Consider the following 24938-nt stretch of genomic DNA (forward strand, 5'->3'; position numbering starts at 1 on the left):
CCCCGTTCAGGCTCAGGTACATGCACCACTTCTTCATGGTGGCGTTGTAGTAGACCTCGGGCGCCCACATGTTGCCGGTCACGTCCGGATTGGAGGACTGCTTGGGCCATGCCTTCCAGATGGGATCCAGAATGCGCTGGTAATCCCGGCTCAGATTGTTGGTGAAGGGCTCCCAATGCTTGAGGTCGGTGCTGCGGGCCCAGGCCCGGTGGGAACCGAAGATGTAGTAGCGCCCTCCGGCCTTGACCACGGAAGGGTCATGCACGGAGACGCGCGAGTAGGCGTTCTGACCGTCCTTGGAGGTGCCCCTGACAATAAGCCGGTAGTCCTGCTGGATGGCTTTAACGTCCCGGGATGACCTCGAGACCTTGTTGGCCTGTAGCCGGGCCGTCAGCGTAACTGGGACATCCCGCTTGCCGGGGACCACATGGGCCCTGCCGGTAGCCGCATTGACACTGACCGTTCCAGGAGCCGAAGAGGTCCACCCCACTGATGCGACAGTAGTGGAGACCGGCAGGTTGAAATCACCGTCCACGGCTGCGGGAACCGCCAGGGATGTGGCCTGCTGGTCGATCAGATCCCCAAGGTCCTCCGAAGGCAGGGTGGCGACGATCTGGTCGGCATCCAGGGCCTGTGGATAGACAGCGAATGACTGCACTGCGCCGTGGAAGAGTGCATCGCCTATGCCGGGGTATCGGGACTGGCCGATTACGTTGTGATGATGGTCGCCAAAAGCGGCAGGATTGACCGTGGCCTTGCCCTCAGCCACCTGTAGACCGTTGATATAGAGCCGGACCATATTGCTCTTGCCATCGATGGTGGCAGTCAGCGTGGAGAAGCGGTCATCAGGCAGATTCTTGGATGCCGGCAGATAGGTCTCGCCCTGGCCGTTGGCCTTGGAAGTGATGGAGGTGTAGAGGGAAGTGTGGGTGGAGGCGGTCCAGGAGCCGACGGCCTGCTGACCGGTCCCCCCTAGCGACCAGAGGTAGGTCCAGGGGTTTGAGGCGTTGAACCGGTCGTTGCGCACGCGGATGGACACCGTGGCGCTGGCACGTCCGCTCAGTATGTCATCAGGAAGCTTGACATAGGTGGATCCATCGAACAGGAGCGCGTCGTCGGTCTTGACTGCCCCTGTCGGCTGACCATCGGCGTCCAGGATGCGGGCCGGGCCAAAGGGTGAGTCTGAGACAGTATTGTTTGCCTCCTTGGCCCCTGGAGCAAGAGCAGAAAAATCGTAGCCGAGCAAGGGCTGTGGCTGGTCGGCTGACATCCTGGTTGTAGCGCTGCTGTCGGTTTGGGATTGATCCGCCCAAGCTGGAGAAGCGACTGTGCCGCCCGCCAGTATCATGCCCACGAGGGCCGCTGCTGCAACTCCTCCTCGGCTCCGTCGTCCTGCGCCTGATGACGATTGATGACGCATGTTCACACCTTTCCATGTCGGCATCGGAGCGACTGCGCTCCGACCGGCAGGCCTCCATGGTCCGCCGATGCCACCTCGAATCGTTCGAGAACGTCTTCAGTATATTACAACGTTAGAAATCAAGAAACCAGGAACACCCGGAAAAGAACATCAGCAATCAGACGGCAATCTCGTTTCCTGGCAGGGCACGGGTTGAATTGCGGACCACCAGCGAAGAGGACACCTTGCGGAAGACGTGCTCGCCTTCCTTGGTGTTCAACGGCTGCGCCCCGTTGATCCTGTCCTTGAGAACACGAACCGAGAGCCTGGCCACGGCCTTGAGCCCGGGCGAAATGCTGGTCAGCGAGGGCGACAGATACTGGGAATCGTCCGAATTGTCGAAGCCGATGACCGAGATGTCGTCCGGCACCGACATACCGTGCATTTGTATGGAATGCAGAACCCCTGCCGCCAGCATGTCGTTCAGAGCCACCACCCCGTCGGGGACGATACCCTGGTCCAGCAGGGAGTTCATAGCATTGACCCCGTCGATACGGTGCCACATGCGCGATGGGGCCACCAGCCGGGGATCGTAGTCCAGGCCGGCCTCCTCCAGACCCTGTCTGTACCCCTCCAGGCGAAGAGCAGCCGAACCCAGCTTCTCGCCGGGATGGGTGCCGATGACCGCCACCCGACGGCAGCCGGTATTGATCAGATAGGCGGTGGCGTGCTTGGCACCCTCAACGTTCTCCGTCGCCACATGATCAAATTGGTCGCTGAAGATCCGCTCCCCCACAACCACCAGGGGATAGTCCACCCGCAACTGGTCCAGGTCGTCCATGCCCAGCTCCAGCGGGCTGTAGATGAGGCCGTCGATCATGGATCGTTGTGAGCCATGCAGGGCCTCGATTTCACCCTCGCGCGAGTAGAGGGTGGGCTCCACCAGCACACGCATCCCCAGCTTCTTGGCCTCCTCGATGACCAGGGAGGAGAGCTGAGCGAAGTAGGGCATGGCCAGATCCGGTATGGCCAGGGAGATCATTCCCGTGTAGCCCAGCCGCAGGTTTCTGGCCGGCACGTTGACCCGATAACCCAGCTCCTCTATGGCCTTGTTGACCTTGCCCCTGGTGGCCTCGGAGACAAATTCGTAGTCATTGACCACGTTGGAGACGGTCTTTACCGACACTCCTGCAGCCTGGGCCACATCCTTCATGGTCGGGGTGGAACCACGTCCTGTGCCGGGGGAAGCGGCTAAACTCATAAGACCCTGACCTCCAAGGTTACCGTGGCGCGGGTGGGGTCAAGCTCCTCATCCGTCTGCATATCCAATACGGGCATCCCCTCAGCAGACCAATGTACCCGCCGTACCTGACTGTCGCGGCCAAGGTAGCGGTCCTGATCATGCTCGGCATTGTGGAAGACGTAAATCATGGTGCCGTCCTCGTCCTGGGACCACATTCCGTGGCCGGTGCCCAGCTGCCAGTGGCCATTGTACTTCCCGGACTTCTGCAATGGGTAGTCCAGCTTCTTCCACACGCCGGGATCGCATAGATCGGCCCCGACTCCGGCCGGCGCAGTCACCAGTCCGGTGGTGTAGTCGATGCCCACCAGGGAGCCGGAATAAATTAGGAAGATCCGGCCGTCGTGGACCACGGCGTTGGGCCCTTCGGCAATCATGTTGTCCCAGGCGAACTCCGGGACGATGATCTGGCGCGGCGTGCTGGTCAGACGGTCGGGCCGGGCCGGATCGAAGGCGGCGATCCAGACTGACCCCAGCTGCTGCCAGGCGTAATACCAGCGGCCGGTATCGTGCAGGACCGTCATGTCCAGGCTGATGCGCTGGATGGGGTTGAGGGGGGTGCCTTCAGCCCGCAGGATGGGTCGGGGCTTGTCCCAGTTCTCAGGCCGGCGCGGGTCCAGATCCTGGCCCTGGTCGTCGCGGCGCAGCTGCATGATGTGGCAGCAGCCCGTCCACATGTCCGGCTTTCCGGCCCGATCATTGGCGGTCCCGTCCGGGTTGGTCTGCGGACCATCGAAGCAGGGCATGAAGAGAATGGAGAGCCTGCCGCCGATCAGATGAATCTCCGGGGCCCAGAAGCAGCCGGTCATGACCCGGCCCTCGCTGTTGCGATCGCCCCTGCGCAGCAGGTCCACCTCCTTTTCATGGCCGCCGGCCTGATCGCTCAGACCCTCGATGGTATCGGCCACCCGCAGGGGCATGTGCGTGTGCCCGTTCAAGGGGTCAACACAATTGCCATCCGCATCCTCGGTGGCGATGAACATGAAGAGGCGCTGACCCCTCCAGGACCAGCGGAAAATGGAGGGATCGGCCCGCTGCCGGGCGAAGGGGACCGGGTAGGCCGTCTGCCGGACCCGTCCACCTATCAGCCTGGTCTGACCAGGATTCAGACGACCCTGGTCCAGATCACTGGCCAGGCGCTCCAATTGACTCTGTTCCCAATCCACTCCGCGCAGGGCGGTGGATCCGTCGCTGTAGAGGAGCCGCGCCTGGGCCTGCCGGACCGATTCCAGGCCATCGCCCCGGGTGACCTGAACCGGATCCACTTTCACGTCCGTATTGTAGATGCGGCCGAAGCGTTCCAGCAGGCCCCGCTCACAATCGGCGCTGACCAGCACCACATTGCCAGCCAGGATGCCCTTCATGCCGCAGTCCTCCTCCAGGGCCCGCCGCCGATCCAGGGGCAGGGGGTCGCCCTGGGCCAGGGGATTGTCATCCTCCAGGACCTTCATGTCGGCCACCATGCCCATCCGCGTCGGGTCGTCCACCGTGGCCATGCACAGCCGCCCGCGATCGTCGTCCCAGTAGAGTCGGCAGCCCCGGCCATCGTCCAGAAGCCGCGCCCTGGGCCGGTGGACCCCATGAGCGCCCAGGATATGGACCTGCGGCAGCCGTCGATATGTCAGCAGATCCGGTGAAAGAGCAGTCATGAAGGAGTCGGACTGGGAACCGTCCAGCTGGCCACCCCTGGCCGTCCTGGTGGCCAGAATGACGAAGGTACCGTCCCTCAGGGGCAGCAGGAAAGGGTCGATCAGACTCTTAAGGATCAGATCCTGCCCTGGGACCACCGCCAGTTCCTGAGCCGCCTGTGAAGCCTGGCCACCATCGGCATTGTCGCCGCCATCAGCATCAGCATTGGAGCCCTCGCCCTGATGAGCGTCCAGTCCAGGATTTTGCTCGCTTTCTTGCGGCGCCGCCTCGCCTGGCAGGGCAGCCCCGGCCGTGCAGGCCCCGCGGGCGCTATCCGGCACAGCCCTGGTGGGCACAGCCGCAGCGAAGAAGATGCCGTAGTCACCGTTCAGGGGCTCCCAATGACCGGTCGCCCGTGAACGCAGGGCCAGGTGCATGCTCAGGGCGACATCCTCGTTGTTGGCCTCCTGCCGATCGGTGGGATGCCGGGTATAGCACATGAGTGCAACCCCATTCCCAATTTCGCGTCCACCGTCCAGAGCATCCTCACCCATGACGATTCCTTCCATCCGGCTTGCCGGCTTCAACGCCGACGACTATCGTTTCTAACGATAGAAATTATACATGGAGACCAGTCCCCGACGCCCGATGCCCGCATGGATGAGGCCGGGCTGTTCGCTCATCCAAACCGACTCCGCAAGGTCGGCCATACGTCGCGGGTCGTTATCGATGTCGATCGGACTGCCTTCACGGAAAGCGAGGAACCATGAGAAGACCCAAACGCACCGGACGGGCCATGAAGGCCTTGACTGCCCTGACGGCGGGTCTGGCGATGCTGTTGACAGGGGCGTTGGCCGCCTGCTCGAGCCAGCAGCCGTCAGCCGGCGGAACAAAAACCGCCGCCACCCAGGAGCCCAAGCGCGTCTCGGTACACGATCCCTCCGTGGTTCGCTCCGGCAAGAACTACTATGTCTTCGGCTCGCATCGGGCCTATGCCCGCAGCACGGATCTGGTCAACTGGACCCCCTTCACCAACAACCTGAGCCGCGATTACAAGAAGATCTTTGCCAAGATATGGAAGGACTGGCCCAAGCAGTCCTCCAATCCGGATGTGACCGGCAACATGTGGGCGCCCGACGTCTACTACAACGCCACCATGAAGAAGTGGTGCATGTACCTGAGCCTGAACGGGGCCGAGCATCGTTCGGTCATTGTCCTGCTGACCGCCGACCGGGTGGACGGCGACTGGACTTACGTGGGGCCAGTGGTCTATTCCGGCTTCACCCGGGCCAATTACATGCGCACCGACGTTCCCAAGGTGCTGGGCTCGGACCCGGAGTTGGACCGCTATCAGTCCTACACGGATACGGGTATCAATGCGATTGATGCCTGTGTCAAGGATGACGGGCAGGGGGGCCTGTGGATGAGCTTCGGCTCCTGGTTCGGCGGCATCTGGATGATCCGTCTGGACCCCAAGACCGGGCTGCGCGACTACTCCACCACCTACCCCACCCAGGCCAACCAGTCCGACGCCTACTACGGACACAAACTCGCCGGAGGCTTCGGCAACTCAGGCGAAGGATCGGCGCTGCTGCACACCAACGGCCACTGGTACCTCTTCCTCTCCTACGGCAAGCTGGTGCAGACCGGTGGCTACCAGATGCGAATGTTCCGCTCGGACTCCATCACCGGCCCCTACCTGGACCAGCGGGGCAACCCGGCCATCGCCACCAGCGGCGAGGCCGACAACTGGACCAGCGAGACAGGCATCCGCCTGATGGGCTCCTACCAGTGGAGCGGGGACAAGAAGGGCGACATCGAGGTCTCGCAGGGCGGGAACACGGCCCTGCACGACAAGGACGGCCGGGACTATGTGGTCTACCACACCAGATTCTCCGACCGCAAGGAGGAGCATCAGATCCGGGTCCGGCAACTGATGCCCACCGCAGACGGCTGGCTGGTAGCCGCCCCCTATGAGTACCTGGGCACCAAGGCCAGAGGCCCATACAGCGCCAAGGACGAGGCCGGCACCTATGAGCTGGTGGAGCACGATCCGACCATCTTCTTCAAGGGACCGCGCAAGGTGACCGACACTCACAGCACCCGATACCGGGGCGTGGTCAAGGCCGTGGACATCCGTCTGGAGCCCGGCGGCCAGGTGACCGGAGCACGCCAGGGCCACTGGCAGGTCGACGACCAGGGACGGTTGTCCATGGACCTCCAGGAGGAAGACGGGACCGTGACCTACCAGGGCGTCTTCGCCCGGTTGCCCAGGGACAAGGACCACCGCAAGGTCATGACCTTCAGCGCCCTGGGCAACAACGTCTGCATCTGGGGCTCCAAGCGCTGATCTCCTCAGCGGGGATCCAGAGCCACCCAGACCACGCCGTGTGCAGGCACCAGGGCCACCAGATCCCGGTCGGCACCCTGTCCTTCCAGGCTGACCTGGGCGGACTCAGTGGCCCGGCCCTGCCACAGGTCGACCGGGGCCCAGGCACTATCCGCCCCATCCAGACCCACCAGGGAGGACAGGGCCGTCCTGACCCGCCGGGGGCGATCCCCGGTCCAGAAGACAGCCGCATAGACCCCGCCGGCATGGGCCGAGGGGGTTCCGTCGGCCCAATCCCTGGCCAGGGCCCTCCAGACGATCTCCTCGCCTAAGATTGCCTTGTCTTGGTCATCCCCGCCCTCGACCGGCTCCCGGATGATCTCACCGTTGTCGGCCGAACCGGCGGTGACCTCCTCCAGGGCCGGGTTGTCCAGCAGCGACAGGGTGGCCTCATCGCTGCTGGGAAGGTCGCCGCCCACCATCAACGGCGAGCGCCCCATGGCCCAAAGGGTCAGCATGGTGCGTTGCTCGTCGGCCGTCAGGAGGCTGGACCGGTCCCCGCCTCTCTCGGCCCGCAGCCCGATATGCCCCAGGGGCAGCATGTCCGCATCGGCCCAGTGGCCTGTGCTCTGCAGAGGTGCCCAGCGGGCCAGACGGGCGAACTGGGCATAAAGGTCCTGCCAACGATCCCAGAGGTCGTCCGAAATCCGCCAGAGTTGAGCATGGTCCCGCAGGAAACCAAGATGGGTGGTGGGCACCCGGGTGCCCGGGGACAGGGAGAGGGTCATGGAATGCCCATGGGCCTGCTCGGCCTTGCGGATGGCCCGTGCGTAGGCATCGATCTCACGGTCCATGAAGGGGGCCTGCATGTCGTCCACTTTCAGGTAATCCACCCCCCAACGGGCGAACTGGTCGACCTGTGCGTCGTACCAGGCCTGGGCTCCCGGATGGGACTGGTCCAGACCGTAATTGTCGGGATTCCAGGCACAGACATGGGTGGTATCAGCCACCTGGGCGGCCGTATAGGAGGTGCCGAGGACGGGCAGATTCCGCTCGACCGCCAGCCTGGGGATACCCCGCATGACATGGATGCCGAAGCGCAACCCTAGACCGTGAATCCGGGCGGCCAGAGGAGCGAACCCCTGGCCGTCGGCCGCCGATGGGAACCGGACCGGATCGGGCAGCTGCCGACCATAGTCATCCAGGACCAGAGGCGCCTTGGCGTTGTAGCCATGGGCCCTGGCGGTCGGGTCATACCAGGCGATGTCTATGACGACCGTGTCCCAGCCCGCCGGAAGCAGTCTGTCGCGCATGACCTGCGCGTTGTTCAGCACCTCCTGCTCGGTGACGGTGGTCCCGTAGCTGTCCCAGCTGTTCCACCCCATGGGTGGTCTCCAGGCCTTATCCATGTCTTGCTCCTTTCTCGGTCCTTTTGTTTCAGTTCCGCCACGCCAGGGGGCGCAGACGTTCGTATTCCTGCCGGGTCAGGGACAGAACCCCGCCGTGCTTGGTATGGGGGCGCAGGTGGAAGTCCTGCTCCCGGGCGTAGTCGAACCCGGCATCCGGATCATCACTGACCATGGGCCTGTAGCCCACGGAGGGGATCACATCCACCAGCAGGTACCAACGGTTCAGGGCATGGTCGGCATAGAGGGCCGGACCCTCCACACCCGAGGGGTTGCCATCGGCGCACCAGCCGGCGCCGATCCGCTCCTGGATGGTGGACCACCGGGCCTGCGGCAGCCACCATCGGGGATCGTCGGTGCTGTCCAGCCAGATGCCCCGGCCAAAGCCGTTGTCCTTGGTGGCCCGGTAGGTACGCAGGCCGCCCCCGGGCAGAGGACGCTGGACCATGGTGGTGTCGATGGCATTGCGACCGGTATCGATAAGGACTCCGCCATAGCGGAAGTGCTCCTGGGTGAAGTCGGTGGTCGACCCCCAGAGCACCCGGTCGTAGGCCGACGGGTCGGTATGGTCGGAATCGGCCCGGTCAAAGAGTTTGGATGACCAGTAGAGGACGAAGGCCCCCTGTCCCGGTCCCTCATAGTCGGGCACCCATAGGCACTCCGGCGCCCAGGCCATGCCCAGCTGGACCCTGCTGCCGTCCTGCTGCAAGGACACATCCAACGGCCAGGGACCCGACCAATGAATCAGGTCGTCAGTGGACCAGATCATCAGCTTGGTGCTGCCGTGGTGGGACCAGTGCTCCCAGCCGCTGCCCTGCGACTGATCGCCGCCGAACACCCGTAGATCGGTGGCCATGACATAGACCCGGCCGTTGCGCGGGTCACGTACCATGTAGGGATCCCGCAGACCGGTGGTGCCCAGGTGCGAGGTCAGCAGCGGCCTGCCCCCGTACAGCGGATCCCAGCTCAGAGGGTCGTCGCCTCGCGACAGGTCGAAGTAGAGGCGCTCGGCATACCCCTGGGGGTCTTCGATGAAGTGCACCATCAGATACCCGTAGGGGTCGGCTCCTTCGACGTCCTTGTGAACCGTATTGCTCAACGTCTGCTCCTTTGCCCTGGCTGCCGAACCAGTCGGCTTTGACTTGTCGTTACTTATTTTACAACGATGTAATACTGCTAGCTGGAGACCAGTACCGACACATAGGTCAGCCTGCTATTGGGCAGAGACAGCCGAATCCTGCCGAACCTGGTTGTCCTGTCCTGCATCATCGCCAGGCTGTGCCGATTGCGCCTGGTCGCCGTTGGCTGTGCGGATCATGGCGTACTGGGACTCATGCAGCCTGTAGTAGGCGCCCCTCTTGGCCAGAAGCTCCTGGTGGGTGCCGTGCTCCACAATCTGCCCATGATCGATGTAGAAGATCTGGTCCGCATTCTCGATGGTGGACAGCCGGTGGGCGATGACGAAGGAGGTCCGCCCTTTGAGCAGGTGGGCCAGTCCGGCCTGGAGGGCCTCTTCGGTGCGGGTGTCGATGCTGCTGGTAGCTTCGTCCAGAATCAGGATGCGGGGGTCGGCCAGAAGAACCCTGGCAAAGGCGATCAGCTGCCGCTGACCTGCGGAGAGGGTGGAACCGCGCTCCTCGACCTTGGTGTCGTAGCCGTCGGGCAGCTCCATGATGAACTCGTGGGCATGGACGGCCTTGGCGGCCTCCTCGATCTGCTGGTCGGTGGCATCCAGGCGGCCGTAGCGGATGTTCTCGCGCACGTTGCCGGTGAAGATGAAGGTGTCCTGAAGCATGACCCCCATCTGCCGGCGCAGGGATGCCAGGGTCACGTCGCGCACGTCATGCCCGTCCACGCAGACGCTTCCCTCGCTCACGTCGTAGAAACGCGAGAGAAGGTTGACGATGGTGGTCTTCCCGGCGCCCGTGGGCCCCACCAGGGCGACCGTGCTGCCTGCCGGCACATGGAAGTCCACCAGGTTGAGGATGTTGCGGCCTCCGGGCTCGTACTTGAAGACCACGTCGTTGAAGTCCACCCTGCCCTTGACCGGCGGCAGCTCTATGGCCCCCGGGCGGTCCTCGATCTCCGGGCGGACGTCCAGGGTCTCGAAGATGCGCTCCAGGTAGGCCGAGCAGGTGATCAGCTGGTTGTAGAAGTTGCCGATGTTGATGATGGGGTTCCAGAAGTTGTTGGCATAGCCGACGAAAGCGATCAGCATGCCCGTGGTCACCTGCACGCCGCCCAGGCCGGTGATCCCCAGATAGTAGATCAGCGCGATGGTGATGGTGGAGATGTTCTGCACTCCCGGCCACATCAGGTACTGGATGTGCACGGCCCGCATCCAGGAGCTGCGAACCTGCCCCTGCTGCTCCTGGAAGGTGTGGAACTGCTCGCGCTCCCTGACGAAGGTCTGCGTGGTCTTGACGCCCGCGATGGACTCATGGATATAGGCGTTCAGATTGCTCTGCTTGTTGGACAGGCGCTGGTAGGCCCGCCGCTGGAAGCGTTGGAGTACCAGCACATAGAGCACCAGCAAGGGCATGAGGACCAGGGACCAGAGGGTCAGTCTCCAGTCGATGACGAACATGACCACCAGGGTCAGCAGGAAGGTGAAGATGTCCGCGATCACGTTGATCAGACCCGAGCTCAGGGTATCCGAGAGGGTGTTGACGTAGTTGACCACCCTGATCAGGATCTTGCCGTGGGGCCGGGAGTCGAAGTAGGAGAAAGGCAGGGTCTGTATGTGGGTGAAGAGGTCCCGGCGCATGTCCTTGAGCATGAGCTGGCCCACCTGGGTGATGGCCACGGTCCGATAGCGCAGGAGGAGCTCGTAGACCACGATGGCCAGCAGGAAGACCGCGCCCAGGGTGAAGAGCCGGACCGGATCCTTGGAGGGGATGACCGTGTCGATCATGGTCTTGGTCATGTAGGGAATGGCCACGGCGATGGCGCTCATGGACAGGACCGCCGCCAGGATGATCACCCCCTGGCGCAGGTAGGGCTTCAGATAGGCCCCTATGCGCTTGATGTCACCGAAGTCGATCTGCTCCTCCAGGTCCTCGTCCTCGCGGAAGGTGTTCCTGCGCGCGGTACCCGTCGAACGTTGCTTTTGCTGCTTCATCGTCTCACCTTGCCAAGCCTGCTGATGTGTCAGAATCCCGCTGACTGCCCGGATTGCAGCCCAAGCTGCTTGCGGTAGATCCGGTAGTAGCGGCCGTGGGCATGGACCAGATCCTCATGGGACCCGCGCTCTACGATCCTGCCGTGGTCCAGGACCAGGATCAGGTCGGAATCCTTGATGGAGGAGATTCTATGGGCGATGGTGACCATGGTCCTGGTGCCCTCCATCTCCTGCAGATGCCGCTGGATGGTGGCCTCGGTCTCCATGTCGACGGCCGATGTGGTGTCGTCCATGATCAGGATGGCCGGGTCGTCAGCCAGGGCCCGGGCCAGGCTGAGCCGCTGCTTCTGGCCACCCGACAGGCCAACTCCGCGCTCGCCCACCACGGTGTCATAGCCCTCGGGCATCCGGTTGATGAAGGAGTCGGCTCCGGCCATGGAGGCCATGGTCCTGACGTACTGCTCGTCGTCGCGGTGGGCCCCGAAGGCGATATTGTCGCCGATGGTGTCCGAGAAGAGGAAGGTGTCCTGGGCCACGATGTTGACCTGCCGCCGCAGCAGGTCCAGGGGCCACTGCCTGGCGTCGATCCCGTCGATGAGCACATGGCCCACGGTTGGGTCGTAGAAGCGAGCCACCAGGCTGACCAGGGTGGACTTGCCCGAGCCGGTCTCCCCCAGTATGCCCAGCCGGGTGCCGGCCGCCACATGGAAGTCGATGTCCTTGAGGATGGGGGTCTCCGGGTCGTCAGGGAAGGCGAAACTGACATGGTCGAAGCGGATGTCCCCGCGAATCCTGACCGGATCACCTGTCTGCTCGCCGTTGACCTTGGCACGGACCGTGGCCGCCTGGACCACGCCGGCCTGGGCGTTCTTGCGCTCGACGATTCTGGGTTCGGCCGTCAGCAGCCGACGGATCTTGACGCAGGAGGCGTTGAAGCGCTCCACATCGTTGATCAGCCAGCCGGACTGGCGCACCGGGCCGTCAATCATCCACAGGAAGCTGTTGAAGGAGACCAGGGCGCCCAGGGTCATCTGCTGGCGGATGACCAGCCAGCCGCCCAGGATCAGGGTGATCAGCTGGAGCATGTAGGAGCAGCCGTCCAGCCAGGGCATGTAAGTGCGGCTGTTGCGGGCGGAGTCCATGTTGCGCTGCATGTAGTCATCGTTGTGCCGATCGAACTTCTCGGTCTCATAAGGCTCGCGGACGAAGGCCTTGACCACTCGGTTGCCCTCGATGTTCTCCTCGACCATGGAATTGAGTGATGCCAGCGAGTTGCGGATGGCGTAGAAGAGCGGGTGGGCGTGCTTGGAGAGCTGCCAGGTGAAGTAGAAGAGGAATGGGGTCACAGCCAGCAGGGCCAGGGCCAGCCGCCATTCGATGGTGAACATGACGGCCAGGGACCCGGCAAAGAGGCAGACGGCATCCAGGATGTTGTAGGAGACCCAGGAGACGAAGTGACGGATGGCATCGGTGTCCGAGGTCATCCGGCTCATGATGTCGCCATTGCGGGTGTGGTTGAAGTAGGTGAAGTCCATGTCGTGGAGCTTTTCGTACTCGTCGCTGACCAGTCGATAGATGGTGTTCTGGCCGAAACGCTCCATGAACATCTGATAGCCATAGCGGCAGATGCTACGACCAAGGGTGACGGCTATCATGGCGAAACAAAGCTTGGGCAGCCGATCCTCATGCCCCTGGCCAATGACCTGATCCACGATCATGCCTGCCAAAATGGGCATAAGCATGACCAGGACCTTATCCCCCGCAAAGAGCACGAGGGCGGCGGCGATTCTACCGGCGTCCGGCCTGCAGTAGGGGAGGATCCATCGAAGGTTGTTGCTGTGCTGATTCTTCGCAGAATCGACGTACATTGGAGGACACCCTCACGTTCCCTGTTGAGCTTCTCTGATCTGGTCTCTTCTCATTGCCGTGACCGTCCGGGAGAGTGACTGACCGATGGTGACGCCCGGCTGTGTTCCTCGCCTCTGCAACGCCGCGCGTGTCCGCCCTGGATTCGTCAAGCGTTGCCTATTCTATTGGAGCCTGAATCAGATGCAACCCCGGATCCCAGGCGTGTCTAGACCCGGAATCCGGAGTTCATATGTGACGCGGATGCCCCTGAACCAGAAGGTCCAGTTCGGGTCCTGACAAGCGCTTCAGATTGACACCGTCTGCTGTTACAGCGACCTGGAACCTGGTGCCACGCACTTCCAACTCATAGGTCAGCGAGCGCCAGGACGAAGGCAGGCGGGGATCGATATTCAGCCCGGTTCCGCCGGTGTCGCGCAGGCCTCCAAAGCCGCAGACCAGGCTGGACCAGACGCCTCCGCATGCGGCCAGGTGGATGCCATCGGTTGTATTGGCATGCAGGTCGTCCACGTCCGTAAACAAGGACCGACGGAAGTACTGCATGGCCAGCTGTTCATGCCCCACCTCGGCGGCGAGGATGGACTGGGAGGCTGCAGACAGGGTCGAATCCCCGGTGGTCAGCGGATCGTAGTAGTCGAAGTCAGCCAACTTCTGTTCCGGAGTGAACCAGGAGCTGAGCAGGTAGAGGGCCATGACCACGTCGGTCTGCTTGAGCACCTTGTGCCGGTAAATGACCAGTGGATGGTAGTGCAGCAGCAGGGGCCTGGCCGTGAACCGGTCGAAGTGCCAGCGGGGGCGTTGCATGAACTGGGCGTCCTGGGCATGGACCCCCTCCTGATCGTCGAAGGGGACAAACATGGCCTCAGCCGCGCTGGACCACTTGTCGGCCTCAGCGTCGTCGAAATGCAGCCTTTCGCGTATGGTGCCGATCAGGTCTGGATGCTTCTCACGCAAGTGCTGATAGGCCTTGTAAGCGGCCAGAAGGTTGAAACGGGCCATCTGGTTGGTGTAGAGGTTGTCGTCAACCAGGACCGTGTATTCGTCGGGGCCGGTCACACAGTGGATGTGGAAGCGGCCGTCCTCCTTGTAGCGCCCCAGGCTCATCCAGAGACGGGCCGTCTCCACCAGGATGTCGATGCCCTCGGCCTGCAGGAAGTCTTCATCGCCGGTGACCTGTACATACTGGGCCACCGCGTAGGCAATGTCGGCATCGATGTGGTACTGGGCCGTGCCCGTGGGGAAGTAGGCTGAGGCCTCCTCGCCGTCGATGGTCCTCCAGGGGAAGAGGGCGCCATTCAGGTTGAGTGTGCAGGCCCTGCGCCTGGCGGCGGGGAGCATCATGTAGCGGTAGTGAAGGACGGCTCTTGCCCGAGCAGGTGCCGAATAAATCAGGAAGGGGAGAATGTAGATCTCGGTGTCCCAGAAGTAGTGGCCGCTGTAGCCGGATCCGCTCAGGCCCTTGGCACCCACACCGTTCTCGATCTGGGCCGTGGACTGGGCCAGCTGGAAGAGTTCCCACCGCACCATCTGCTGGGTACGACCCCCATCGTCGGCCTGGATGCGGATATCCTGACGCTCCCAGAACTGATCCAGCCATTCCCTTTGGCGCTTCTCCAGCTCATCCAGAGAAAGAGTACTGACCTCCTCCAGCCTATCGCGGCAGTCCTCGACCAGATTCCTGGTCCCCTCGCCCCGCGTCTGCACGACCAGACCGTTGCCGCTGGTGCCGGCCGGAAGAATGGGGTGGCTGCGGTAGACGGCATAACGGACCAGACGGGTGGAACCGCCCTTGGGCACATCCATGCGCCAGCCCGATCCCTCGACAGGTCGGCCGTCCCTGAACTGCCGGACACCCAGGGCCAGGCTGAGCCGTGAATTATTGCAACGGAAGACCCTGCAATCCGCACTCAGTTCGCCATAGACTGCATTGTCCAGCACCTCGTGGATTCCGCACCCGTCCACAAAGTTCGACTTGCGGGGGTCGCTGGAGTTGACATGGCGGGGGTTGTCGACATTGACCGGACCCTCGACCACCACAGCCATGTCCCGGTCGGGCGACTCAACGGTAAGCGTGCAGACGCTCAGACTGCGGTCATACAGGCAGACCATGCGGGTGAGCACGGTCTTCAGGTGGATGCCATGGCCCAGATCATACAGATTGGTGGTGGTCGCGATTCCGGTTCGGAAGTCCAGGCGCTGAGTGGTCTTCTCCGGCCTACCCAGAGGTAGCCCCTCCACCTTGATGGTGAAGTCCGAAGCATCGGGCACCCCCTGGATCAACTGGCCCACCTTGGCATATCCGTAGGCGCTTTCGGGATGGGCTATCCGGAAGGTGTCATGGAAACCGCTCAGGAAGGTGCCGTTGCCCAGGCAGCGTTCCCCGCCACCTTCGCCCCTGACACCGACGGAGCCGTTGGTGACCGAGAAGACCGTGGCACTGACCGCATCGGGCCGACCGACCTCGCTGAACCCCCAGTCCTCCACAGGGAAGCGATCCTCATCCAGACCGGGGTCCTCCCCCTGCCCACGCTCGCTGGCATCATCGTCGATCAGTTCGATCAGTTGGTCCACCACCAGGTCCGCACCCGCCTTGAGCAACTGCTCACGGCCGGCGCCCCTGTCCACGCCCACAACCAGGCCGAACCTGCCCGCGTGACCGGCGGCCACGCCAGAGAGGGCGTCCTCGACCACAACAGCATCCTCATTGCGCAGGCCCAGCACCTTGGCCGCATAAGCGTATGTGTCCGGGGCCGGCTTGCCCTGAAGACCCATCTCGTCCTTGAGGTTGCCATCCACCACGGTGTCGAAGTATCCGGCGATTCCAGCGGCCTTGAGGACCTGGGCCGTGTTGCGCGAACTGGACACCACGGCCAGACGCTTCTTGTCGGCGCGCAGGTGCCTGAGCAGATCCACCGTGTCCGGGTAGGGATCAATGCCCTTCTGCTTCAGCATCCGCTCAAAGGTCATGTTCTTGCGATTGCCGTATCCGCAGACGGTGTCCAGCTGCGGATCGTCATTGGGGCTGCCCCAGTCCAATTCGATACCCCTGCTGCGCAACAGGGCATCGACACCGTCATAGCGGGGGCGACCATCCACGTAAGCGTAGTAGTCCTGCTCCGTGTAGGCCGGGACGTTTGCAGGCAGGACCTGATCGAACAACGCCTTCCAGGCGGCCTTGTGCAGGATGGTCGTGGGCACCAGTACCCCATCCAGATCGAAGAGCACACAGGCGAATTGGGCAACCTTCATGGTTACTCATCCTATGGGTCTTCCATGACGAAAGAACCCGGCGGTTCGAAGAACCGCCGGGCGAGAAGAGAGAGAAGAAGGGGTTCAGTTATCGGGGCCGCATGACCCCCATCGGCCAGTACCTCAACCGACAGAACAAATATAACCAGCGCTACCTTGGAGGAAGTGCCCGAAAACCTCAAAGTTCTCTGTGAATCACAAAAGCCGTCCCGGGCGCGTCGACCGTTACTTGCCTTGGTCGCCCAGTTTGGCCTGCTCAGCCTCGAATCTGGCACGCTCCTTGGCCTTGCGGCGGTCCAGCTGCTCCTGGAAGCGGTCCAGCTCCTCCTGCACGGCTTCCTTGGGAATACGCGGGAAGATGGGTGTGGGCTGATCGATCGGCGTACCATCCCTGAGGGGCTCGCGCGTCCAAGGATGGACCGTCTCCCCCAGCCGGTAGTCGCCGGTGATGATGGGATAGTGGAAGTCGGACCGATCCAGATCGTCAACCTCCTCGACATGAGGCAAGGGCGAGAAGGTGCCCTTGCCGCCCATGGTCTCCCAGACCCGCTGAGAGGCATGGGGCAGGAAGGGGGCCAGCATGATGTTGGCGTCCAGTACAGCCTGGGCGGCGGTATGCAGGACGGCAGCCAGACGATTCCGGTCGTCCTTAATTTTCCAAGGCTCCTGGGCAGAGATGTACTTGTTTATATCGCCCACCAGGGCCATGGCCTCGACCAGGGCGGCCTTCTGACGATGATGCTCAATCAGCGATCCCACGGTATCGAAGGCCTGCAGGCTGCGGTCCAGCAGGGCATTGTCCTCCTCGGTCAGCCAGTCCTCCTCGATGTGGGGGATGCTGCCGAAGTCCTTGTTGAGCAGGTTGGCCACGCGATTGACCAGGTTGCCCCATGAGGCGGCCAGCTCCTCGTTGTTGTGCCGGACGAACTCCGCCCAGGTGAAGTCCGAGTCCGAAGTCTCCGGTCCGGCGATGGAAATGTAGTAGCGGACCGCATCGACCGGATAGCGTGCCAGGATGTCCTTGACGTAGATGACGATGCCCCTGGAGGAGCTGAACTTCTTGCCCTCCATGGTCATGAACTCGCTGGCCACCACCTGCTCAGGCAGATTGAGCTCGCCGTAGGGGCCCGGCTGTCCACCCTTGGATCCCTGGCCGTTGTATGCCAGAATCTCCGAGGGCCAGATCTGCGAATGGAAGGTGATGTTGTCCTTGCCCATGAAGTAGTAGCCAAGAGCCTTGGGGTCATTCCACCACTTGCGCCAGGCCTCGGGATCGCCCTGGCGGCGGGCCCATTCGATGGATGCCGACAGGTAGCCGATGACGGCGTCGAACCAGACGTAAAGCTTCTTGTTGGGGTCGTCGACCCAGCCATCCACAGGCACGGGAATCCCCCAGTCGATATCGCGTGTAATAGCCCGCGGCTTGACCTCCTTGAAGAGCCCCAGGGAGAAGTTGAGCACATTGCTGCGCCAGCCCTTCCTGGTCTTCAGCCAGGCCAGGTTGGCCTCGGCCAGAGCGGGAAGATCAAGGAAGAAGTGCTTTGACTCCTCAAAGCGAGGGGTCTCCCCATTAATCTTGGACACAGGGTTGATCAGCTCGTCCGGATCCAGCTCGTTGCCGCAGTTGTCGCACTGGTCGCCGCGAGCGCCATCAGCGCCACAGATGGGGCAGGTACCCTCGATATAACGGTCCGGCAGGGTCCGGCCCGTGGAAGGCGAGATGGCCACCTTCTGCTGTCCCTCATAGATGTAACCATTGGCCCGGCACTGGCGGAAAAGCTCCTGCACCACCTTCTCGTGATTGCCGGTCGTGGTCCTGGTGAAGAGGTCGTAGCTGAGCCCCAGATCGCACAAATCCTTGACAATGACCCGGTTGTAGCGGTCAGCGATCTCCTGAGGCCCCACTCCTTCGGCGTCAGCCTCAACCAGGATGGGAGTGCCATGCTCGTCGGTCCCCGAAACCATAAGGACATCATTGCCCTTCATGCGTTCGTAGCGTGCATAGACGTCCGAGGGGACGCCGAACCCAGCGACGTGGCCGATGTGACGGGGCCCATTCGCGTAGGGCCAGGCGACGGAAACAAGGATATGACTCATACCAGCAAGATTATCGACTCAGGCCTACAATCCCCCCGCTCGTCCACAGGACCGCTGCCGAGCAAGCGAATTATCCACAAATGCACAAATTTTGGCCCTCCCTCAGGCAAACCCGGGCACGACCATTTACAGTCGAACCATGAATCGAGAACACGCGCTCGGGGGAGCGCCGCGGACGCCTACCACCGCCATTGGCGCCAGCCGCCCCCCTAGGGCTACCACCAAGCCGCCAAGTCGACCACTACAAGCCGGGGGAGCGCCGACACATACTCGCAGCCGTCCTTCTACGACCGGGTTCGGGGCCCAGGCCCCCGAACCCGAGCCACTGCCCAGTCTGATCCGAACCGAGGATTTGCCCGGTCCACTCAGCCTCAGTCTGCTGGTGAAGGAAGGGATCGTGACCTGTCTGGACCAATCCTGCTGCTATCTGAACGAACAGGCTGAGGGACTCTACGGTCGCGCCTCCATCGTCACGCCCATGGTTCCTTACGGCGCAGCGGCATGCGGCGGTCTGGCGCTCTGGATATGGATCAACGGCCAATTCCCCGATGCGCTGGACATCATCTCCAACTCCCACTTCCGCACGCCGGTTCACGGCAGGCCCCTGCGACCCCACCAGCGACAGCTGGATGCCCGCTATCTGATGAAGCTCGGGAAGCTCTGGGTGACTTCGCCGCTCTGGACGGCCTGTGATCTGGCCTGCGACTCCTCGGGCCAATGCAACGGGGAGGAGATTACAGCGGTCTTGCATGAGCTCATGGAGCGGTATCAGGTCAGCTGTGGAGCCTGCGAGGAGCTCCTGTCCTCCAACCCGCGCTGGCCTGGCCACGCTCAAGGACTTGAGACCATAAGACGACTCAAGGCGATCCTATGAACCAGACGATGATAGGCAGCCAACGTGGGCATAGCCATCATCGGCACCGCGGCCGTCGTGGATTCTCCGCTGCTGAGCGCATGGCCCGGCTCATGACTGCCGTCAGCAGCCGGTCGCTCCCCCGGGCGGAAGACAATTTGAACCGAGACGATTCCGATAGCTTGGACTCCGATAGCTTGGAACCAATGGCCGAGGTACGCGCCCCACCGCCAGAGCCTCCTTTGGTGCCAACGGCCCTGATGGCCACAGACCCAGAGACCGACCCGAGCATCCTCTGGGCCATCGCCCGGGAGGAGCCCCAGCTACGTCGATGGCTGGTAGCCAATCCCGCTGCCTCGCCCGCCTTGCTGGAGGCCGTTTCTCAACTGGGCGGGCCCGGTGTGCGCAGGGCACTGGAGGTACTGCTGGAAGGGGGGAACGGGAATCAGTCCTCTTTATCCTCTTCAACGGCCAGGGCATAAATCCTTTTGCGATTGGGCAGACTGCCATCGGCCAGGGGATGCTCGCCGGCCACCCGGGCGATGGCCTCCTTGAGCCGCAGGCCCTCGGACCGGGACAGGTCACGTGCCAGAGCAGCCAGCTGCCGGTCATCCATAGCATCAGGATCATTGCGCCTGGCCTCCAGGGCGGAGGCACCGGCCACGACCAGGACCATCTCACCCCTGGGAGGGTCCTCCTGAAGGGAGCGCACAATGTCGCCGATGGTGCCCCGCCGGATCTGCTCATGCTCCTTGGTCAGCTCCCGGCAGAGGGCCATGAGCCTGTCGGGGCCAAAGACCTCCTGAAGGTCCTGCATAGCCTGATCAATGCGGTGGGGAGTCTCGTAGAAGACCATGGTCCGCTCCTCACTACGCAGAGTGCGCAGATGCCGTAGCCGCTCCTGGTGTCGGCGGGGAAGAAACCCCTCGTAGCAGAAGCGGTCGGTGGGCAGGCCGGAGAGGGCCAGGGCATCCAGCACGGCGCTGGGTCCAGGAGCGCAGGTGACCGGTATGCCTCGCTCGATGGCCCGCCTGACGATGGCCATGCCCGGATCGTTGATGGTGGGCATGCCCGCATCCGAGACCACCAATGCGCAAGCTCCGTCGCGAACCTGGTCCAGAATGGGATCGGCCATCCGCCGTTCGTTGTGATCGTGATAGGCCATGACCCTGCCGCCTACGCGCACTCCCAACCGGTTGGCCAGATCATAGAGCCTGCGCGTGTCCTCCGCAGCCACCAAGTCCGCCGACTGCAGGAGCTCCACCAACCGTGTCGAGGCATCAGCGACATTGCCTATGGGCGTGGCCGCCAGCACCACTGTTCCACGTGAAACACTGGATGAAATCGGCTCCTTAAGACTTTCTCCGCCCTGTGTATGTCCATCGCTCCGGCCATTCATGCTGCTCATGCCTTTAGTATGGCCTAATCTAGGGGTGATGACATCTTTGGTAGGGCTTTCTTCGCAGCATCGCTCCTCCAGACACGGCAGGCACGCCGCCCACCGGTCCGGTCGCCCTGCCATGCTGTCCATCTTCAGCAGGCCCAAGGGTCAGCATACCAAGAGAGGGATCAACTGGATTCCCCGGCTCTCCCATCGGCAAAGCGGCTGGCTGGCCTGCATCCTCATGGCTCTTCTAGGCGGGCTCCTGCGGTTTGTACGGCTGGGCAGCCCCCGGGCCATCGTCTTCGACGAGACCTATTACGTCAAAGATGCCTGGACCATGCTGATGACCGGCGAGCCACGCAACTGGCCGAAAACAGCCGGCCCGCTGGAACTACCCATCGACCAGATCTTCGCCCAGGGGCACACCAGCGGCTGGCTGCCTCAGGCCGAATACGTGGTTCACCCGCCGGTGGGCAAGTGGTGCATCGCCCTGGGTCTCAAGCTCTTCGGTGGAGCCGGCAACCCCTTCGCCTGGCGAGTGGCTACTGCCTTGGCCGGCACCATCGCGATCCTGCTGCTCTGCCGTGTAGCACTGCGCCTCTTCCATAACCTGCCAATCGCTCTGACCGCCGGCTTCCTCATGGCCATAGACGGTCTGGGCATCGTCATGAGCCGTACCGGCCTGCTGGACAACTTCGTCATGATCTTCGTCCTTGGAGCCTGGCTGTGCCTGATGGGCCATCGGGACTGGGCTCGGGCCAGGCTGCGACAATCCTGGGCCAAGGACCAGGCTGACTTCCGTCTGCATTACCGGGTGAAGGTCGTTCAGTCACAGGGGCATCAAGGGCAGGAAAGCCGTGTCGAGCTGCCCGTGGCCACCACCGGCCCCTTCATCGCCTGGTCCTGGTGGCGGACGGCCGCCGCCCTGCTACTGGGTCTGGCCACCGGCACCAAGTGGTCAGGTGCCTATTTCTTCGCCGTCTTTGCCCTGATTTCGGTGCTCTGGGACGGCTGGGAGCGCCATCAGGCAGGGTACGGATCCTGGCTGCAGAGCGCCGTGTTCAGGGACGGGCTGCCGGCGGCCTTGCTTATGATTCCCGTCTGGGCAGGCACCTATCTGGCCTCCTGGACGGGATGGTTCCTGCACGGTGATTCCTACATGCACAGCTGGGCAGCCCAGCATCCTGGCCAGGGTCTGACCTGGTTGCCGGAGGGACTGCGGTCCCTGGCTGAATACCACCGACAGATGTGGCACTTCCACACCACCCTGCATACCCGCCACCCATACATGGCCAACCCCCTGACGTGGCCCTTGCAGATCAGGCCCACCAGCTTCTACTGGCAGAAGCTCACGGGCTTCCCCGGTCTGTGCGGGCTGGCCAAGGACTCCCCCTGCGTGGCGGCCGTCACCTCCCTGGGCAATCCCCTGACCTGGTGGCTTGGCAGCATCTGCGTGATCCTGGCCATCGTCATCGCCGTCGTGGTCAGGCACGGAGATTGGCGCATCTGGGGTGTGTTGGCAGGCATGCTGGCCGGCTGGCTGCCCTGGATCCAATACATGAACCGGACCACCTTCACCTTCTATTCCATCGTCATCCTGCCCTGGATGATCCTGGCAATCTGTTACGTGGTCAACTGGCTACGGCAGAACTCGGACAGCGTCCTCTACCGGCAGACCATGATCATGGGCCTGACCCTGCTTGGCCTGACTTCGGTCTTCTTCTATCCGCTGTGGACCGCCATGCCCATTCCATACGACTTCTGGCGCATGCACATGTGGCTGTCCAGCTGGATCTAAGACAAAGGCGAGGCGGTCGGACAGCGATGCCCGACCGCCTCGCGGACGCGTTTATAAGCCTTCGTGCTCAGACTACCCGGTCGTGGATGATCTGCGCATACCGCAGACCGGAATCCTTCCAGATTCGCTCCTGGGTGTCATAGTCGACCCTGATCAGCCCAAAGCGCTTGGTGTAGCCCAAGGCCCACTCAAAGTTGTCCAACAGGGACCAGGCGAAGTAGCCGGTCACACGGGCACCGGCCTGAATGGCCCTGGCCACGGCGCGCAGGTGCTCGTCCAGATAGGCTACTCGCTGAGGGTCGTGTACCCCTTTACCTCCAGGGAAGGATGGATCCGCGCTGACCTGGTCCTCCCAGGCAGAGCCGTTCTCGGTGACCATGAGCTCCAGCTCAGGGAAACGCCTGGAGACCTCCATAAGCAGATCAGTCAACCCCTGTGGCTCCTGGTTCCAGCCCATGGCAGTCAACGGCCCCTGAGGAGGCAGCGTTTCGACCATATCCTGGGCAGGCATGGGGTTGCGCTCGGAACCAGCAACGCTTCGACCCCGCACATGGTTGGTTGAATAGTAGTTGATCCCCAGCACGTCCAAAGGCTGATGAATTTGCTCCAGATCGCCATCATGAACGAAACTCCAGTCAGTGATACCCTCAGCGGTATCATGGATGCGCTGGTCATAGGTTCCGGCCAGCATGGGACCCAGCCAGACCTCGTTGGCGAAGAGGTCAGCCCGGGTCTTGGCCGCCTGATCCGCCGGGTTGTCGCTATCGGCTCGGTTGACCTGCAGATTCAGGGTCACCGATACGCGCGCCCTGTCGCCCAGCTCGGCACGGATGGCCTGGGCTCCCAGCCCGTGGGCAAGATTCAGATGATGGACCGCTGCAAGAGCCTGCCCATAGTCGCAGATGCCAGGGGCATGACCGCCATTGCCGTAGCCCAGATAGGCCGAGCACCAGGGTTCGTTCAGGGTAGTCCAGGTCTGCACCCGATCGCCCAAAGCCTTGGCCAGGACGGCCACATAGTCGGCATATCGTTGGGCGGTGTCGCGATTGCCCCACCCCCCAACCTCCTGCAGGTACTGGGGCAGATCCCAGTGGTAGAGGGTGACCACAGGCTTGATGCCGTTGTCCAGCAGCATGTCCAGCACCCGCCGGTAGTGGTCCAGGCCGGCTTGGTTGATGGCACCGCCTGCCTGCGGCACGATTCGAGGCCAGGCCACAGACAGCCGGTAGGCCCCCACCCCCATCTGCTTCATCAGAGCAATGTCCTCTGGGTAGCGGTGGTACTGATCGCAGGCGATATCGCCATTAGAGCCATCAACTATCGTCCCCGGCTGCCTGCAGAAAACGTCCCAGATTGACTCTCCCCTGCCGTCCTCATGCGCTGCACCCTCTACTTGGAAGGATGCCGTTGCCGTACCCCAGGTAAAGTCCTGCGGGAATTTACACAACATATCGTTCTCCATGCCTATCTCACTTTCATTATCTGATTTCAGCTTATCTGTCACACGTGGAGAGCCCATCTAAAATGCCCTATAGACCTGACCACCTATATATCCATTGCTCATCAACCCTTTACAGCTCCGGCCATAATACCGGAAACCAGCTGGCGTCCGGCGAAGAAGAAGAGAAGTATCAATGGCAATGTAGTGAGGATGACACCTGACATGACCACCGTGTAGTCGGTAAAATGTGCACCTTTCAGAGCTGCCGCCGCCACCGTAAGCATCTTGTTTTTATTGGGACCGAGCACAAGCATGGGCCAGAAGTAATTGGTCCACTGACCGATGAATGTGAAGAGGAAGAGCATGGCTGCCGCAGGCCTCGCCGCCGGCAAGGCCACAGACCAAAATGTCCTGATCATCGTCGCCCCGTCAACCCTTGCTGCCTCAATCAGTTCATACGGCAAGGCATCTTGCAGATACTGGGTCATCCAGAAAACGCCAAATGCACTGACCAGGCCCGGAATGATCACAGCCCAGATCGACCCGAAGAGCCCTGCCTTGTTAGCAAGGATATACAGTGGAATCACACTCAGCTGTTGAGGAATGGTCATGGTTGCGACAACCAGTGTCAGCAGAACACCTCTCCCCCGGAACCGAAGCTTCGCAAAGGAATAGCCCGCTAGCGTACTGAAGAAAACTGTAGAGACAGACACAATGGCAGCCACTGTGAAGGTTCCTCCCAATGCCTGCCAGAAATCGATGTCATGAAAGGCTCTGGCTATATTGCTAAACAGACTTCCACCTGGTATTAGCGCTCTGACACCGTACTGCGTACTGGGACTGTCCTGCGAAGCAATTGAAAAGGCATAGTAGAGAGGAAAGATGCTCAAAAGCAAAGCGACGACCAGGATCGCGTAACTCCCGCTGCCGGGCCTGCGCCCTTCTGAGGTAACAGCCAGGCGCTTCTTTCTGGCCGCCCGGGCCACGCCTTTCCCATAGAGCTGATCCAGGGTTTCAACACCCAGTTCCCTATTATCGGATCCAAGCGTTTTCCGCACCATGATGC

The 24938-nt window shown here is 62.3% G+C and carries 15 protein-coding genes and 2 pseudogenes; 4 read left to right on the forward strand and 13 right to left on the reverse strand.

Annotated elements, in window-relative coordinates; translation table 11 throughout:
- The 4 genes and pseudogenes from GKC41_RS09035 to GKC41_RS08245 form a co-directional block, all read right to left on the reverse strand.
- A pseudogene (locus GKC41_RS09035) lies at window positions 1-268 on the reverse strand (arabinan endo-1,5-alpha-L-arabinosidase); the annotation flags it as partial.
- Window positions 269-670: 402 nt separating this feature from the next.
- Window positions 671-1444, reverse strand: a pseudogene (locus GKC41_RS09040) (LamG-like jellyroll fold domain-containing protein); the annotation flags it as partial.
- A gap of 133 nt (window positions 1445-1577) precedes the next feature.
- A complete protein-coding gene (locus GKC41_RS08240; protein WP_154313776.1) occupies window positions 1578-2660 on the reverse strand; it encodes a LacI family DNA-binding transcriptional regulator in 1083 nt (360 codons plus the stop codon).
- A complete protein-coding gene (locus GKC41_RS08245; protein WP_154313777.1) occupies window positions 2657-4882 on the reverse strand; it encodes a family 43 glycosylhydrolase in 2226 nt (741 codons plus the stop codon). The genes GKC41_RS08240 and GKC41_RS08245 overlap by 4 nt, the downstream gene beginning before the upstream one ends.
- A 212-nt stretch (window positions 4883-5094) precedes the next feature.
- Here GKC41_RS08245 and GKC41_RS08250 point away from each other — a divergent pair, with 212 nt between their 5' ends.
- Window positions 5095-6678, forward strand: coding sequence for a glycoside hydrolase family 43 protein (locus GKC41_RS08250; RefSeq protein ID WP_154313778.1), 1584 nt, complete (start codon window positions 5095-5097; stop codon window positions 6676-6678).
- Window positions 6679-6683: 5 nt separating this feature from the next.
- On the opposite strand, the gene GKC41_RS08255 is transcribed toward GKC41_RS08250, so the two are convergent.
- The 6 genes from GKC41_RS08255 to metG all read right to left on the reverse strand — a co-directional run bounded on the left by GKC41_RS08255 (window position 6684) and on the right by metG (window position 18396).
- Window positions 6684-8042, reverse strand: coding sequence for a glycoside hydrolase family 27 protein (locus tag GKC41_RS08255; protein ID WP_195760227.1), 1359 nt, complete (start codon window positions 8040-8042; stop codon window positions 6684-6686).
- Window positions 8043-8094: 52 nt separating this feature from the next.
- A complete protein-coding gene (locus tag GKC41_RS08260) occupies window positions 8095-9162 on the reverse strand; it encodes a glycoside hydrolase family 43 protein (RefSeq protein WP_229281735.1) in 1068 nt (355 codons plus the stop codon).
- A gap of 114 nt (window positions 9163-9276) precedes the next feature.
- A complete protein-coding gene (locus GKC41_RS08265) occupies window positions 9277-11184 on the reverse strand; it encodes an ABC transporter ATP-binding protein (protein WP_154313780.1) in 1908 nt (635 codons plus the stop codon).
- 29 nt (window positions 11185-11213) lie between these two features.
- Window positions 11214-13052: an ABC transporter ATP-binding protein gene (locus GKC41_RS08270; protein ID WP_154313781.1), complete on the reverse strand. Its 1839-nt coding sequence runs from the start codon at window positions 13050-13052 to the stop codon at window positions 11214-11216.
- Window positions 13053-13278: 226 nt separating this feature from the next.
- Window positions 13279-16299, reverse strand: a complete 3021-nt coding sequence (locus GKC41_RS08275; RefSeq protein WP_154313782.1) for an HAD-IA family hydrolase — start codon at window positions 16297-16299, stop codon at window positions 13279-13281.
- Window positions 16300-16524: 225 nt separating this feature from the next.
- On the reverse strand, window positions 16525-18396 hold the full coding sequence (gene metG / locus GKC41_RS08280; RefSeq protein WP_154313783.1) for a methionine--tRNA ligase: 1872 nt from the start codon (window positions 18394-18396) through the stop codon (window positions 16525-16527).
- A 382-nt stretch (window positions 18397-18778) separates the two neighbouring features.
- Here metG and GKC41_RS08285 point away from each other — a divergent pair, with 382 nt between their 5' ends.
- Both GKC41_RS08285 and GKC41_RS08900 read left to right on the forward strand, forming a co-directional pair.
- Window positions 18779-19270, forward strand: a complete 492-nt coding sequence (locus tag GKC41_RS08285; protein WP_229281736.1) for a hypothetical protein — start codon at window positions 18779-18781, stop codon at window positions 19268-19270.
- Between the two features lie 185 nt (window positions 19271-19455).
- On the forward strand, window positions 19456-19731 hold the full coding sequence (locus tag GKC41_RS08900; protein ID WP_154313785.1) for a hypothetical protein: 276 nt from the start codon (window positions 19456-19458) through the stop codon (window positions 19729-19731).
- Here the strand turns inward: GKC41_RS08900 and rsmI are convergent.
- Complete coding sequence (gene rsmI / locus GKC41_RS08295) at window positions 19695-20648, reverse strand: 16S rRNA (cytidine(1402)-2'-O)-methyltransferase (RefSeq protein ID WP_154313815.1); 954 nt, start codon at window positions 20646-20648, stop codon at window positions 19695-19697. The genes GKC41_RS08900 and rsmI overlap by 37 nt on opposite strands.
- Before the next feature lie 226 nt (window positions 20649-20874).
- Between rsmI and GKC41_RS08300 the strand changes: the two genes are divergently transcribed.
- Window positions 20875-22431: a dolichyl-phosphate-mannose--protein mannosyltransferase gene (locus GKC41_RS08300; protein ID WP_154313816.1), complete on the forward strand. Its 1557-nt coding sequence runs from the start codon at window positions 20875-20877 to the stop codon at window positions 22429-22431.
- Window positions 22432-22498: 67 nt separating this feature from the next.
- On the opposite strand, the gene GKC41_RS08305 is transcribed toward GKC41_RS08300, so the two are convergent.
- Together GKC41_RS08305 and GKC41_RS08310 are read right to left on the reverse strand one after the other, a co-directional pair.
- Window positions 22499-23881 carry a GH1 family beta-glucosidase gene (locus tag GKC41_RS08305; protein ID WP_154313786.1) on the reverse strand — a complete coding sequence of 461 codons (1383 nt, stop codon included), beginning with the start codon at window positions 23879-23881 and terminating at the stop codon, window positions 22499-22501.
- Between the two features lie 113 nt (window positions 23882-23994).
- Window positions 23995-24933 carry a carbohydrate ABC transporter permease gene (locus GKC41_RS08310; protein WP_154313787.1) on the reverse strand — a complete coding sequence of 313 codons (939 nt, stop codon included), beginning with the start codon at window positions 24931-24933 and terminating at the stop codon, window positions 23995-23997.
- Between the last annotated feature and the right edge of the window lie 5 nt (window positions 24934-24938).

This window comes from Bifidobacterium asteroides (assembly GCF_009683175.1).
In the GTDB taxonomy this organism is placed as follows: domain Bacteria; phylum Actinomycetota; class Actinomycetes; order Actinomycetales; family Bifidobacteriaceae; genus Bombiscardovia; species Bombiscardovia asteroides_H.

What these genes read in the sequence shown, in the direction of transcription:
- GKC41_RS08250 (WP_154313778.1), top strand. Translation starts at nt 5,095, where the DNA reads ATGAGAAGACCCAAACGCACCGGACGGGCCATGAAGGCCTTGACTGCC.
- GKC41_RS08255 (WP_195760227.1), bottom strand. Translation starts at nt 8,042, where the DNA reads ATGGGGTGGAACAGCTGGGACAGCTACGGGACCACCGTCACCGAGCAG.
- GKC41_RS08245 (WP_154313777.1), bottom strand. Translation starts at nt 4,882, where the DNA reads ATGGGTGAGGATGCTCTGGACGGTGGACGCGAAATTGGGAATGGGGTT.
- metG (WP_154313783.1), bottom strand. Translation starts at nt 18,396, where the DNA reads ATGAGTCATATCCTTGTTTCCGTCGCCTGGCCCTACGCGAATGGGCCC.
- GKC41_RS08265 (WP_154313780.1), bottom strand. Translation starts at nt 11,184, where the DNA reads ATGAAGCAGCAAAAGCAACGTTCGACGGGTACCGCGCGCAGGAACACC.
- rsmI (WP_154313815.1), bottom strand. Translation starts at nt 20,648, where the DNA reads ATGAATGGCCGGAGCGATGGACATACACAGGGCGGAGAAAGTCTTAAG.
- GKC41_RS08300 (WP_154313816.1), top strand. Translation starts at nt 20,875, where the DNA reads ATGGCTCTTCTAGGCGGGCTCCTGCGGTTTGTACGGCTGGGCAGCCCC.
- GKC41_RS08240 (WP_154313776.1), bottom strand. Translation starts at nt 2,660, where the DNA reads ATGAGTTTAGCCGCTTCCCCCGGCACAGGACGTGGTTCCACCCCGACC.
- GKC41_RS08305 (WP_154313786.1), bottom strand. Translation starts at nt 23,881, where the DNA reads ATGTTGTGTAAATTCCCGCAGGACTTTACCTGGGGTACGGCAACGGCA.
- GKC41_RS08310 (WP_154313787.1), bottom strand. Translation starts at nt 24,933, where the DNA reads ATGGTGCGGAAAACGCTTGGATCCGATAATAGGGAACTGGGTGTTGAA.
- GKC41_RS08270 (WP_154313781.1), bottom strand. Translation starts at nt 13,052, where the DNA reads ATGTACGTCGATTCTGCGAAGAATCAGCACAGCAACAACCTTCGATGG.
- GKC41_RS08275 (WP_154313782.1), bottom strand. Translation starts at nt 16,299, where the DNA reads ATGAAGGTTGCCCAATTCGCCTGTGTGCTCTTCGATCTGGATGGGGTA.
- GKC41_RS08900 (WP_154313785.1), top strand. Translation starts at nt 19,456, where the DNA reads ATGGCCGAGGTACGCGCCCCACCGCCAGAGCCTCCTTTGGTGCCAACG.